The organism is uncultured Hymenobacter sp. (genome assembly GCF_964242765.1).
In the GTDB taxonomy this organism is placed as follows: domain Bacteria; phylum Bacteroidota; class Bacteroidia; order Cytophagales; family Hymenobacteraceae; genus Hymenobacter.
In genome coordinates, this window is sequence record NZ_CAXTBM010000055.1 from 23035 (window position 1) to 35889 (window position 12855).

The window sequence follows — 12855 nt, forward strand, 5'->3', positions numbered from 1 at the left end:
CGCCTGTCAGTCATTATATTCAAATCGTAGTGATAAAAAAGCCCCGCCAGCATAATGCTAGCAGGGCTTTTCAATATATCAACTTTAAAAGCTTACGCGCCGATGGCTACGCGCTTGAAGTCGGTCACCGTCATACCTTTCGACGTCTTGTCGAGCAGTTGAGCGATGGTCAGCGAGTTGTCTTTCACAAACTCCTGGTTGAGCAGAGTATTTTCTTTGTAGAACTTGTTGAGCTTGCCTTGGGCAATTTTCTCTAGCATTGCCTCAGGCTTGCCTTCAGCACGCGCCTGCTCTTTACCAATTTCTATTTCGCGCTCCACAGTAGCAGAGTCCACACCGTCTTTGTCAACGGCTACGGGCTTCATTGCTACGATTTGCATTGCTACGTCGCGGCCTACAGCCTCTACATCCGTGCCGTTCACGTTCTTCAGGCCTACAAGTACGCCTTTCTTGCCGTCGGAGTGGATGTAGGAAGCTACTTTCTCGGCACTCATGTTGGCGTAGGCTACTACATCCAACTTTTCACCGATTTTGCCCATTAGGTCGGTGATGTGGTCTTGCAGGCTGCGGCCATCTTCCTGCGAAGCGGCAAGCAGTTCTTCTTTGGTAGCGGCATTGGTCTTCACAGCCGAATCCAGAATTTGCTGCACCAAGTTGCGGAAGTCGGGTACTTTCGAAACTGGCTCGGTTTCGCAAGCCAATGCTACCAATTTGCCATTGGTACCGTCTTCGCTCACGCTCGCCAGTACCATGCCTTCGGAAGTGGCATTTTCGGCACGCTTGTCCGCAATTTTCTGACCCTGCTTGCGCAGTATGTCGCGGGCGGCTTCGAAGTCACCTTCGGCTTCCACCAAAGCTTTTTTGCAATCCATCATGCCGGCGCCGGTCATGGCGCGCAGCTTGTTCACGTCTTGGGCGGTAATTGCTGCCATTCTTGGGAAATGTTAGATGCTAGTAGCTACTAGCTAGTGTTGATAGTTGTGAGGGAAAACGACAAAAGAAGAAGTCAGAAGCAAAACCCGGAAATTGGTATGCACCATCGGATTCTAGCTTCTGACTTCACACTTCTAGCTTCTAAAGAGCTTATTCGTCGGCCGTCAGTTTTTCCTGGATGCCTTCGTCTTCAGCCTGCTTCTTGTCGGCATCTTCTTTGTCGACTTTGCGCTCCGACAGACCTTCTTCGATAGCCTTACCAATCACACCTACGATTAGTTGAATGGACTTCGAAGCGTCGTCGTTCGCTGGAATTGGGAAGTCTACCAGTTCAGGGTTGGAGTTGGTATCGCAGATAGCAAATACTGGAACGCCCAACTTCTTGGCTTCTTTCACGGCAATGTGCTCGCGCTTTACGTCCACCACAAACAGGGCAGCGGGCAGGCGGCTCAGGTCGGCGATACCACCGAGTACACGCTCCAACTTCTCCCGCTCACGCGACAGCATCAAACGCTCGCGCTTTGCGAGGGCAGCATAAGCCGTATTTTCCTTCACCATCTTGTCGATAGTGCTCATTTTCTTCAGCGACTTGCGCACCGTAGCGAAGTTGGTGAGCATACCACCCAACCACCGGTCGGTTACGAAAGGCATCTTGAGGCGGGTAGCCTCCGATGTTACGATTTCTTGCGCTTGCTTCTTGGTTGCAACGAACATCACCTTACGGCCGCTCTTTGCAATATTGCGGATGGCGTTAGCCGCCTGATCCAGCGAAACAAGCGTTTTGTTGAGGTCGATGATGTGGATACCGTTCTTCTCCATGAAGATGAACGGAGCCATTTTCGGGTCCCACTTGCGCGTAAGGTGGCCAAAGTGGGCACCAGCATCAAGCAGATCTTTATAGGTTGCGGACTGAGCCATAATGAATTTCCTCTGGGATTAGCGTTTCGAGAACTGGAACGAACGACGAGCTTTGCGCTTGCCAAATTTCTTGCGTTCCACCATGCGCGGGTCGCGGGTCATGAAGCCTTCCTTCTTCAGGGCCGGACGAACTTCTTCGCTGTTCCCTACGAGGGCTTTCGAGATAGCCAAACGGATGGCTTCAGCCTGGGCCGAAATACCGCCACCGCCTACGTTTACCTTGATGTCGTATTGACCAACCTGCTCCACGATGGCAAGCGGCTGGTTCACGATGTTTTCCAGGAGTTCGTTACCGAAGTAAGTCTTCATGTCCCGGCCATTGATAGTGATATTCCCTTGCCCGGCCTGCATGTAAATGCGAGCCACCGAGGTTTTTCTTCTACCAGAGGTGTTGGTGATTTCCATTAAGTGAAAGATTAAAGAAAAAAGACGCCGAAGTTCGGCTTAAAGGTTTTTCAGTTCAACAGCTTGTGGCTGCTGCGCTTGATGGGGGTGCTCGTTGCCGGCGTACACGTACAGGTTGCGGAACTGCTCGCGGCCAAGGCGGTTGCCTTGCAGCATGCCTTTCACGGCGTGCTCGATTACGCTAGCCGAGTTCTTGGCCTTTTTGTCGCGCAGGTTAACGCGCTTTTGACCACCTGGATAACCCGAGTGGGTTACATAGATTTTGTCGGTCAGTTTCTTGCCCGTCACACGCAGGTTGTCGGCGTTGATGACGATAACGTTGTCGCCGCAATCGGAATTGGGCGTGAACGATGGCTTGTGCTTGCCACGCAGCATGTTGGCAATCTGGCTGGCCAGACGGCCCAGGGGCGCAACACTGGCATCAACCACAACCCAGGCCTTATCGGCGTTGGCTTTGTTGACGGATACCGTCTTGAAGCTCAGATGATCCATTGGGAGGAAGGTAAGCGTTTGGAAATGAGATGAAACCGAAACCCGGTCCGGGAAAACGGACACAAAGTTACCGCCTTTACTTGAATTTGCAATACAGCAATTGAGAATTGTGCCTGAAAGCCACTGGGTTTCACTCTCCTTCCACTTGGTGCAAACCCAAGATGAAGCTGTCCTTTCGAGCAGAGCCAAGAACCTAGGCGAGCATGATAAAAGTTGACACTTGAATTCTTGGTCTCGCTCGGAACGACAAGCTTACTGGTACTGCCGCAGCGTATCAACTAACACCCGGAAATCCTTGGGGTAAGGCGCCTCAACAGTGACACTTTCTCCGTCAAGCTTAGTGAAGGTGAGGCTAGCAGCGTGTAAGGCGAAACGCTTGATAAAAGGCTGCTCTTCTTCGCCTTCTTTCAGATTGAACTTCTTTTTCAGGGAGGACAAGTAAAAGTCTTCGCCACCATACATCTTGTCGCCGATAATAGGAGCCTGTAAATACGCCAGATGCAAACGGATTTGGTGCATACGGCCCGTAATAGGCTGGCACTCAAGTAGGGTGTGGCGGGTAAATGCCTCCATGGTGCGCACCAGCGTTACGGCAGGCTTGCCGTTGTAGGCTAGGCGGGCTTTACCTTTGGTAGTTGTTTCAATGTTGCGTTCGACGCGCAACCCTTCATATTGGTGCACACCCCACGCGGCAGCATGGTAGACTTTGCGCACTTTTCGATCCTCGAACTGCATAGCCAAGTGGCGGTATGCCGCCGGGTTTTTGGCCAGCGCCAAGGAGCCGCTGGTTTCTTTATCGAGGCGGTGGCACGCTTGAATGTCGTCGTACTGCTCGCGGGCGAGGCGCAAAATGTTGGGTGCGCCACCGAACCGCTCATCGAGTGTGGCCAGAAAAGGAGGCTTATTGATGACAACATAGTCGTCGTCTTCAAACAGCACTAGGTCTTGGAAATCGGGTAGCTTCATAAGGAAGCCGCAAAGGTACGCGGATTGCTGCGACCGGTTGCACCTAGCAAAAGGATAAGCAGTAAGATACCGTCTACTTGTTAGGCATTATTTCTCTTCCAGCAAACTTTTGTCGTTTATCTGCTCATCACTGGTTAACTCATCCACTTTCTCCTTGGATTGGGGCAAGGCATTCTTGGGCTTCATTAACTTGAATTCAAGCGTGGTGCCTTGTCCTAGCCCACTGCGCACCCGAATAGTGGACTTGTGCGCCTCAACAATGTGCTTACAGATTGCTAGCCCGAGGCCGGAGCCGCCAGAGTCGCGAGAACGGCTTTTATCGATACGATAGAACCGCTCGAAAATGCGGTTCATATGCTGTTTCGGGATGCCAGCCCCATCGTCGCGCACCGATATACGCACCGTTTTTCCGCTTTCTTGCAGCGATACTATTACGTGGCCATTCTCGCGGCCATACTTAATAGCATTGTCAATCAAATTAATAAGTACCTGACGAATACGGTTGCGGTCGGCTAGTACGCGCACACCGTTTTCGGGCGGAGTTGGTGGAAACAGCTCTAGGCGCACATTACGGCGAGTCGCTTTCAACTCCAGTTGCTCGAAAATCTCTTGCACCAACACCACCAAGTCGAAGCTATAGCGGCGCATCCGCACAACGCCTTTCTCCAGCTGTGAGATAGTAACTAGGTCCTGAACGAGCGTGTCAAGCGCATCGAGGCTATTGGCGGCCTTTTGTAGGAATCGTTGCCGCGTGAAGTCGTCCACATCCTCGTCGTCGAGGATAGTGTGCAGAAAGCCTTGCGCGGCGAAGATGGGAGTTTTTAGCTCGTGCGACACATCGGCCAGAAACTCGCGGCGCAACGCTTGCAGCCGCTTCAATTCGTCGATTTCTTTTTGCTTGCGCTCGGCCATTTCCACTATCTCATCGCGCATGCGCTTGAGTGGCTCGGGCCGGAATAAGAACTTGTTGGATAGTTTCCGAAACTCTTTGCGCTTTACGTTCTCTAAGCTAGAGTAGATGCTATTGATTTCGCGGAAAATCAGTGCTTCAAACATCAAGTACAGCAGCAGAAAGCAAGTAGCTACCGTAATGCCCGCCGCTAGCACGCCTTCCCGCAACTCCATAGTTGGCCCTACCCATGCCAGTACAGTAAGGGCAACCGCTACCAGCAGCGACAAAATGATGGCAATGATGCGCGAAGAGATGTTCAAAGGAAACACGACAATTAATTCAAGGTTAAAGATAAAAGATCAAATGATGACTGTACGTTCTCTCCAGTTGGCGAGAGGAAATAATTGAACGGTCAGCCAACAAGGAAAAACCTCTTTTGAACCAGAGGATGGTAGTTTAAGTACCACTCTCTGGTTCAAAAGAGGCCTTCTTCTTTGGGGCAACTTGCTGATTGTTAGTCGGTGTTGAATTTATAGCCGACTCCCTTGATGGTTTGGATGTGGTGGTCGCCTACTTTCTCGCGCACTTTACGCACGTGCACATCTACGGTACGGGCCAGCACGAATACGTCGTTGCCCCAGATGTTCTGGAGCAGCTCTTCCCGCCCAAATACCTTGTGTGGCGTGGCGGCCAGAAACGCCAGAAGCTCGAACTCTTTCTTAGGCAGCGTGATCTTGCGGCCTTCCTGATACACCGAGAAACCGGTACGGTCGATCTTGAGACCGTTGATTTCAATGGTGTCTTGCACTGATTGTGGGTCCCGGTCGCGGCGGACGAAGGCGGCGAGGCGGCTAAGTAAGGCCCGAGGCTTGATGGGTTTGGCAATGAAATCGTCGGCGCCCGCCTCAAAGGCAGCGACTTCCGAAAACTCTTCGGCACGGGCCGTCAGGAAGATGATGTAGGTGTCTTTGAACTTGGGCTGCTCACGCAGGTGCCGACAGGTGGCAATGCCATCGAGGTTAGGCATCATTACATCGAGCAGAATAATGTCGGGAGCAAATTGCGGCGCAATTTCCAGTGCCTTGCGGCCGTCGGAAGCCGAAGCAACGGAGTAGCCTTCTTTGCGCAGGTTGTACTCGAGTAGCTCCACAATATCAGGGTCGTCATCGACCACCAGAATCTTGTACGCATTGGGATTAGCGGGTGCTTGCACGGTACGAGGAGTTTGAAGTAAAAAAGAAAGCGCGAAGACAAAAGTACCGCCGCGCTTGAGTCCGGCATGTTACCTTTTCGTTAATCGCTGATTACCCTGGCTGTGCTGATTAGGTCAGCTAGACCTTGTCAAGCCAAGCAACCAGCACAAATCAGGGATAAAAAAAGCGGCTCCTATTGGAGCCGCTACATAAACTGTCAGTTGTGAGCTACTAGATTTAACCGGGATTTTAGGCCTTGATACTTGAACATGTCAACCTTAACGGCGCCTACGAACATTTCGGCTTGTATCAGAACGGGAATTTTATTTCGGTCGTCGGAAAGATAGACGGAAATAGCATTTTCGCCTTTGAAGAGCTTGTTGCTTGGCATCCTCGGCACCAACTTAATGGCCCGAATGGTTCCGGCTTTGGTTTCTACAGTTTCGCGGCCTCTGTACACAACGTCCATCGAGAAGACTTTCTCGTCAAAGAAGCCCTGTACGCGAATCACTTCGCCAATGCGACGCTGGTCGTAGTTGAGCGTACGCAAAAAATAAAAGCCACTTACAATATCCTGCACGTTGTCGGGCACTTTGTAGCTGCCTCGCTTGATCTTGTTTTTGTCTTTGCCATGGCGCTCCATCTGCGCCATATCACTGGAGTGGTCGAAATCGACGGTTTCCCGACGGCGGTAGTTGTTTTCCTCGATGTTGCGGAAGAACCGCTGCGGTACAATGCTAGTCGTATCGATGTAACTACGCCACGTGTCGCGGATGCGCAGGAAAACGTCGAAGGAGCCAGCGGTTTTGCCGGTGACGGTAGCCCGGAAGCACGTCCGGTCGTTGATGCGGTGCAGGCCATTATCCACTTCAATAGTAGCTTCGGCCGCATTGATTAAGCCATAATGCACTTTGTATTGAAGCACCTCCCCCGTAGAAAAACTAGTATTGGGTATCGACCGAAGTCCGCTAGAAGGTTGGAAAGCCAATAAGCCCACCAATGGCAGAAGAGCAGAAAAAGATAATAGCCAACGGCAGTTCATAGAGGTATAAGCAGGAAAAGCAGGCTCCTGGATGCCCAGACAAAAGGGGTGCCAGCAAATATAAGGCAATGAGTTGACGGGCCGGAATACTTGGTTTACAACCACCTGAGTTTTACGGCAACTACCGGCGCTCCTCTACTTACGAGACAAACTTGCTTTGGTGTTTGAGAGCTACAACGTAAAAAGTCCCGCCGGATTACCAGCGGGACTTTTTATCATTTAAGCGTATTGCAGCAAGAAACGCTTACAGCGTGTCGTCGTCGTCAACGGTGGTGTCCACCGGGATGGCAGCCAGTGCCACTTCCGGCTCACCTTTCACCAGGTTCCGAATCTGTAGCTCGATCTTGTCGGCTAGTTCTGGGTTGTCCTGTAGAATAGTTTTTACGCCTTCACGGCCTTGGCCCAGACGGTCGCCATTGTACGAGAACCACGAACCCGACTTGGCAATAATGCCCATGTCAACGCCCAGGTCAAGGATTTCACCCACTTTCGAGATGCCCTCGCCGTAGATGATATCGAACTCCACCACTTTGAACGGGGGCGCTACTTTGTTTTTCACCACCTTCACCTTGGTGCGGTTACCGGTTACGTTGTCTTTGTCTTCTTTGATCTGGCCGATGCGGCGGATATCGAGGCGAACCGAAGCATAGAACTTCAAGGCGTTACCACCCGTGGTCGTTTCGGGCGAACCAAACATCACACCGATTTTCTCGCGGAGCTGGTTGATGAAAATGCAGCAGCAGCCCGTTTTGTTGATGGTACCGGTCAGCTTACGGAGGGCCTGGCTCATGAGGCGGGCGTGCAAGCCTACTTTCGAGTCGCCCATGTCGCCTTCCAACTCGCCTTTTGGTACGAGGGCAGCTACGGAGTCAATTACAATGATGTCGATGGCTCCCGACGAAATCAGCTGGTCGGCTATTTCGAGGGCTTGCTCGCCGTTATCGGGCTGCGCGATAAGCAAGTTTTCGGTATCGATACCTAGCTTCTCGGCGTAGCTACGGTCGAAGGCGTGCTCGGCGTCGATGAAAGCGGCCATGCCACCTTTCTTTTGCGCTTCGGCAATGCAGTGCAGCGTGAGCGTAGTTTTACCCGACGATTCCGGACCGTAAATCTCAACCACACGGCCCCGGGGCAAACCCCCAATGCCCAGCGCAATGTCGAGGCCCAGCGAACCGGTGCTGATTGCAGGAATGTCGACAACTTTGTTGTCGCTCAACTTCATGACCGTTCCTTTGCCGTAGTTCTTATCCAGCTTATCCAGGGTAAGCTGGAGGGCCTTCATTTTTTCGGTCTGTGGATTAGCAACCTTATCGGCTTTGTCAGTAGTAGCAGCCATTAGAATAGGGTTTGGGGGAAATGCTTAGGTTTGGTGAATGTAGGCGTTTTAGGTTGCCTGCGCAACCCAGAAGTGGCTTTGCAATGCGCCAAGCTACTCTGTTTGGGGCAGGCTAGTGGTAACGCCGCTAGCCTATATTTTGTCCCCGCAATGCTAAAAATTTTCGTTGAATTTAGGGAAATTTTTCTGTGCTAAGATTTTTAGGAAATCACTCGTTTTATACTGCCTTGATACTGACGTTGGTAGGCTGGGTGGGCGGTATGAATGCCGCTTGGGGGCAGTTAAATAACCAAGCTTTTTTATATAGATTACCTGTTCGGCCTGAGAACAGCGGGCAGCTTCGGTTGGCTGTGCAAGGGTTTCTGTTTTCCAAAGACAACGAGTACTTCAACAAAATAAACGAAGGTAAAACGCTCTACGGTACGCAGCTTGCCCCCCGTTTGGTTTACTTCCCAAGCGCTAATCTGCGGCTGGAAGCTGGTATTTTCCTCTATAAAGACTATGGCACGCCCCGGCTCAGGCAGGTGCGCCCGCTGTTTACCGCTAAGTATCAGAACGGTCCTCATAGCCTGCTGTTCGGTAATATTGAAGGGCATTTAAATCACGGTTACATAGAGCCGTTGTTTGACTTCGAGCGGGTGATGCTCAACAGATTGGAAGAAGGCATGCAGTATCGACTGCAAACTGCTCGTCTGCAACTCGATGCTTGGGTTGACTGGCAGCGACAGCAGTACCGGTTCAGTGATTTTCAGGAAGAAGTGGCGGGCGGATTCACCTCGGAATTCACGGCGTACCAAGATTCGGCGGGCTGGCGCCTGGGAGTGGTGCCCTTGCAGTTTCTGGCCATTCACCGCGGCGGTCAGCTCGATACGATTGATAAGCCTTTGCAAACGCTGTTCAATTTTGCCACCGGCCTGCGCGTGCGGCGCAAACTGAACTCGAATTTTGCTCGGGCGCTGTATTTCGATGGCTATGTCACCCACTTCACCGACTACTCATTCACGGAAGTATTACCCTACGGCCGAGGTACTGGCCTTTATCTTAATGCCGGTATAAACACTAGCCTTTCCAACGTAATGATCAGCTATTGGTCGGGCAACGGGTTTGTGGCGCCGCAAGGAGGGAAGCTCTACCAGTCTATTTCCAGCACGGTTAGTAACCCTGGCTACACGGAGCGGCATCGTCAGCTGCTAATCCTGCGCTTCTTCAGTGACTTTCACTTGCCTGGCAACGTAACGCTAACCACTCGTTTCGAGCCTTTTTATGATTTGCAGAACAAGCAGGTGGAATTCTCGTTCGGAACGTACTTGAATTTCAACTACGAATTTTTGTTGGGTACGCTCCGACACAGCGAATAGCCGAATGCTCCAGAATGCGTCTGTTATCGGTGTTTATCTGATAGGTAAAGCCAAATAGACTACTAGGATGCCGGATCTAAACGGCAGTGCACAATTTCCGGCTCTTTGCCGCGCAAGGGCCACAAGCGCCGCCGGGTGGTGTTAACGGGCCGAAAGCCTACTGCGGCGGCCACAGCGAGGCTGCGCGGATTGTTGCGGCGGCAGCGTAGCGTTAGATGGTGGGCTTGTAGATGCTCTCCAAAACCAAACTGTACGGCGGCGGCTAGTGCCTCCCGCGCGTAACCATGCCCTTCGGCGTGAGCTGCCAAATAATATCCTATTTCAGCAGTTAAAGGAGTTTGCCAACTGGGCCGCAAACTTATGTCGCCAAGATAAGCGGCCGTTTCGCGGTGCCAGATGCCGAACACGTAGAGGCGACCAGTGCGCCAGTCCTGCGCAAACTGGGATAGTATCCGAACAGCATCGGCCAGCGTTTGCACAGCGGCTACACGGGCCGGAAAAGCTGATTCCAGCCGGCGGCGGTTTTGGTCGAGCACAGCGAAAAAGTCGGCTTCGTCGGTGGGCTGATAAGGCCGAAGCGTAAGGCGGGCGGTGATGAGTGGGGTAGAAGGGGGAGGCAAAGCAGCGTGTATGATTTGGGGAAAGCAATGCAGGTACCTACGCACAGCAACGTATTAGTATCGAAAAAAGGCGTGCTCAAACGTGTAATGGTAACTCTGGTTAGCAGATGTCGTTAGGTTTCAGAACCAGGCTGCCGCTTGCCCATAGAGGTAGCAGTGGCCGATCTGTTTTACTTGCTCAAATTCATTTTTCACTAGCTATGAGACGACTTGAAGGAAAAGTAGCCATTGTAACGGGCGGTGGCGCGGGCATAGGCGAAGCCATTTGTAAGAAATTTGCCAACGAAGGCGCGGCCGTAGTAGTGGTGGGCTTGGAAAGCGACCCGGTGCGCAAAGTAGTGGACGAAATCCAACTGCGGGGCGGAGCAGCAGTAGGATACCTCGGCGACATTTCGCACGAAGCAAACGCCGAAGAGTGCGTGCAGCTAGCTATCGAAGATTTCGGCAAGCTCGACATCCTCATCAACAACGCGGGCGTATTTCCAGCCACCGCCGAACTTGATAAGTATCCCGTAGATGCCTTCGAGTACATGATTAAGAACAACATCTACTCCACCTTCATGATGACGCGCGCCGCGCTGCCGCACTTGCAAAAGACTCACGGCAACATCGTGACGGCTGGTTCGGAAGCGGGCTGGATGGGCATTGCTGAAAACACTCCCTACGGCGGCACCAAGGCCTTTAACCACGCCTTTATGAAAGGAGTTTCCACGGAGCAAGCCAAGTACGGCGTCCGCGCCAACTGTGTCTGCCCTGGCCCGATTGATACGGCCTGGACCCACAAGGAAACTGGTCCGATGAGCGCCAAGATGGAAAAGCAAAACGTCGATGCTCCCCCGCTAGGTCGCCGCGGCACGCCCGAGGAGGTAGCCAACGTGTACCTGTTTTTAGCTTCCGATGAAGCCAGCTACGTAACGGGCGCGCTTTACTTCGTAGATGGCGGTATCACCAATTCCAAAGGCACTCCTGGGGCCGACGTTCCTAGCCACTTGCGCCGCGAGCCAGAAGGCGAACTAAACCTGAAGCACGCCAAAGACGGCAACACCAAGATCCGGGAGGAAGCAAGTGGTACGATGGTAAACTAGAATTCTGGATTAAATCGAATTTCTCCACTCACATAGCTTCAGCGACGTTCGTGGATCGGCCAGAAAACGATAGACAACAAGAGCGGCTTGCCCTAGGGCAAGCCGCTCTTGTTGTCTATCGTCGCAGAACTTGGTTGAGCTGCTAAACCTGCAACCTATTTGTGTACTTCCGCCTTTTGCAAGGCAGCGCCAATACCAGAGCGGTACTGCGGCGGACTACCCAACGACTGTTGAATACGCATCACATTCACTTGCCGGGCCGCTTCGTTGAAAAATTCAAGGCGACGGATCAACATTTCTTTAACTAAAACACGGCCTTCGGGAGTGCGCATCATAGCCCGCTTGTCCTCCAGAATTCGGCGCATAATGGCTTCGGTCTCAGCTTCGCGCTGCAAGTATTGCACCTGAAACTCGCGCAGCCGCTCTAGGCCCTCGGTGGTTAAGCGAAACTGCGCGCCACCTTGATTAAGTACTTCGCAAAGCACATACACTTCCAAAGGCAAGGAAGTATTGAGGGCAGTGGTGCGCAAATCGAGGCCAGCCGCTAAGGCATCGAGGATGATAAAGATATTGCGCTCGAATTGCTGATAGTAACTGGAAACTTCCATGAGTTTGCTTCTGAATTTTCTTTGATATTGATCTGGACAGCGGATGCAAAATCCAGCAGTTGTACTTCAGAAATTAGTTTACAGCAGCTCTTTCACAATCTGCTCCACTGAAACATTCTCGGCTTCGGCCTTGAAGTTGCGCACCAAGCGGTGGCGCAGAATGGGTAGGGCAACGGCTTTCACGTCCTCAATATCGGGCGAGTATTTGCCGTTGAGCAGGGCATTGCATTTGGCCCCCACAATCAGGTGTTGCGACGCACGCGGGCCCGCACCCCATTCCAAGAGCTGCGTGGCGCGTGCGGCCCCCCGGTCGGTATTGGGGCGGGTTTTGTGCACCAAGCTTACGGCGTACTCCACCACATTGTCGGCCACGGGCACGCGGCGCACGAGGTGCTGAAACGCCAGGATTTCATCGGCGTGCAGGATCTTGCTGACTGTAGGCTTGGTATCGGAAGTGGTGTTCTTCACGATTTGCAGCTCTGCCTCGTAGCTTGGATAACCTAGCTCGATGTTGAACATAAATCGGTCGAGCTGCGCTTCGGGCAGCGGATATGTACCCTCCTGCTCGATGGGATTTTGGGTGGCCAGCACAAAGAACGGCCGCTCCAAAGGGTAGCGCCGGCCGGCAACCGTCACGGCGTATTCCTGCATCGATTCCAATAGCGCCGCCTGAGTTTTCGGTGGCGTGCGGTTGATTTCGTCAGCCAATACAATGTTGGCGAAGATTGGGCCCTGCACAAACTGGAAGTCGCGCTGCTGCGTGAGCGTCTCGGAGCCGACAATGTCGGAGGGCATCAGGTCCGGCGTGAACTGCACGCGGTTGAACGAGAGGTCCAGTGAGTCGGCAATGGTTTGAATGAGCAAGGTTTTGGCCAAGCCTGGTACGCCCACCAACAGGCAGTGCCCTTGCGAAAACACGGCGGTAAGCACCTGCCGCACTACCTCGTCCTGCCCAATAATCACTTTGCCGATTTCCTTGCGTAGCGTCTGGTACGACTGAGCCAGGG

14 protein-coding genes are annotated in these 12855 nt (G+C 52.6%); 2 read left to right on the plus strand and 12 right to left on the minus strand.

The window, feature by feature from the left end; translation table 11 throughout:
* Positions 1-92 precede the first annotated feature (92 nt).
* From tsf to recA, 9 genes are all read right to left on the minus strand, one after another.
* A complete protein-coding gene (gene tsf / locus ACFE7X_RS19395) occupies positions 93-932 on the minus strand; it encodes a translation elongation factor Ts (RefSeq protein WP_375437345.1) in 840 nt (279 codons plus the stop codon).
* 151 nt (positions 933-1083) lie between these two features.
* Complete coding sequence (gene rpsB / locus ACFE7X_RS19400) at positions 1084-1851, minus strand: 30S ribosomal protein S2 (protein ID WP_375437346.1); 768 nt, start codon at positions 1849-1851, stop codon at positions 1084-1086.
* Positions 1852-1869: 18 nt separating this feature from the next.
* Positions 1870-2256: a 30S ribosomal protein S9 gene (gene rpsI, locus ACFE7X_RS19405; RefSeq protein WP_245119577.1), complete on the minus strand. Its 387-nt coding sequence runs from the start codon at positions 2254-2256 to the stop codon at positions 1870-1872.
* A gap of 39 nt (positions 2257-2295) precedes the next feature.
* Positions 2296-2748: a 50S ribosomal protein L13 gene (gene rplM, locus ACFE7X_RS19410; RefSeq protein WP_243797408.1), complete on the minus strand. Its 453-nt coding sequence runs from the start codon at positions 2746-2748 to the stop codon at positions 2296-2298.
* 252 nt (positions 2749-3000) lie between these two features.
* Positions 3001-3714: an RluA family pseudouridine synthase gene (locus ACFE7X_RS19415; RefSeq protein WP_375437347.1), complete on the minus strand. Its 714-nt coding sequence runs from the start codon at positions 3712-3714 to the stop codon at positions 3001-3003.
* An 87-nt stretch (positions 3715-3801) separates the two neighbouring features.
* Positions 3802-4935 (minus strand): sensor histidine kinase, encoded by a 1134-nt coding sequence (locus ACFE7X_RS19420; RefSeq protein ID WP_375437348.1) that lies wholly within the window; start codon positions 4933-4935, stop codon positions 3802-3804.
* A gap of 185 nt (positions 4936-5120) precedes the next feature.
* A complete protein-coding gene (locus ACFE7X_RS19425) occupies positions 5121-5819 on the minus strand; it encodes a response regulator (protein WP_375437349.1) in 699 nt (232 codons plus the stop codon).
* A gap of 197 nt (positions 5820-6016) precedes the next feature.
* The gene (locus tag ACFE7X_RS19430; protein ID WP_375437350.1) at positions 6017-6841 is read right to left on the minus strand and encodes a DUF3108 domain-containing protein; all 825 of its coding nucleotides are present in this window, start codon (positions 6839-6841) and stop codon (positions 6017-6019) included.
* A gap of 244 nt (positions 6842-7085) precedes the next feature.
* On the minus strand, positions 7086-8177 hold the full coding sequence (recA, locus tag ACFE7X_RS19435) for a recombinase RecA (protein ID WP_375437351.1): 1092 nt from the start codon (positions 8175-8177) through the stop codon (positions 7086-7088).
* A 227-nt stretch (positions 8178-8404) separates the two neighbouring features.
* On the opposite strand from recA, the gene ACFE7X_RS19440 reads away from it, so the two are divergent.
* A complete protein-coding gene (locus tag ACFE7X_RS19440) occupies positions 8405-9535 on the plus strand; it encodes a hypothetical protein (protein WP_375437352.1) in 1131 nt (376 codons plus the stop codon).
* Between the two features lie 62 nt (positions 9536-9597).
* On the opposite strand, the gene ACFE7X_RS19445 is transcribed toward ACFE7X_RS19440, so the two are convergent.
* A complete protein-coding gene (locus ACFE7X_RS19445) occupies positions 9598-10155 on the minus strand; it encodes a GNAT family N-acetyltransferase (RefSeq protein WP_375437353.1) in 558 nt (185 codons plus the stop codon).
* 200 nt (positions 10156-10355) lie between these two features.
* Here ACFE7X_RS19445 and ACFE7X_RS19450 point away from each other — a divergent pair, with 200 nt between their 5' ends.
* Positions 10356-11240: an SDR family NAD(P)-dependent oxidoreductase gene (locus ACFE7X_RS19450; RefSeq protein ID WP_375437354.1), complete on the plus strand. Its 885-nt coding sequence runs from the start codon at positions 10356-10358 to the stop codon at positions 11238-11240.
* Between the two features lie 155 nt (positions 11241-11395).
* Here ACFE7X_RS19450 and ACFE7X_RS19455 read toward each other — a convergent pair whose 3' ends face one another.
* Together ACFE7X_RS19455 and ACFE7X_RS19460 are read right to left on the minus strand one after the other, a co-directional pair.
* Positions 11396-11848, minus strand: coding sequence for a hypothetical protein (locus ACFE7X_RS19455; RefSeq protein ID WP_375437355.1), 453 nt, complete (start codon positions 11846-11848; stop codon positions 11396-11398).
* 78 nt (positions 11849-11926) lie between these two features.
* Positions 11927-12853, minus strand: coding sequence for an AAA family ATPase (locus tag ACFE7X_RS19460; protein WP_375437356.1), 927 nt, complete (start codon positions 12851-12853; stop codon positions 11927-11929).
* Between the last annotated feature and the right edge of the window lie 2 nt (positions 12854-12855).

Coding starts and splice junctions, on each gene's coding strand:
- rpsB (WP_375437346.1), bottom strand. CDS start 1,851: ATGGCTCAGTCCGCAACCTATAAAGATCTGCTTGATGCTGGTGCCCAC.
- ACFE7X_RS19450 (WP_375437354.1), top strand. CDS start 10,356: ATGAGACGACTTGAAGGAAAAGTAGCCATTGTAACGGGCGGTGGCGCG.
- rplM (WP_243797408.1), bottom strand. CDS start 2,748: ATGGATCATCTGAGCTTCAAGACGGTATCCGTCAACAAAGCCAACGCC.
- rpsI (WP_245119577.1), bottom strand. CDS start 2,256: ATGGAAATCACCAACACCTCTGGTAGAAGAAAAACCTCGGTGGCTCGC.
- recA (WP_375437351.1), bottom strand. CDS start 8,177: ATGGCTGCTACTACTGACAAAGCCGATAAGGTTGCTAATCCACAGACC.
- ACFE7X_RS19430 (WP_375437350.1), bottom strand. CDS start 6,841: ATGAACTGCCGTTGGCTATTATCTTTTTCTGCTCTTCTGCCATTGGTG.
- ACFE7X_RS19415 (WP_375437347.1), bottom strand. CDS start 3,714: ATGAAGCTACCCGATTTCCAAGACCTAGTGCTGTTTGAAGACGACGAC.
- tsf (WP_375437345.1), bottom strand. CDS start 932: ATGGCAGCAATTACCGCCCAAGACGTGAACAAGCTGCGCGCCATGACC.
- ACFE7X_RS19455 (WP_375437355.1), bottom strand. CDS start 11,848: ATGGAAGTTTCCAGTTACTATCAGCAATTCGAGCGCAATATCTTTATC.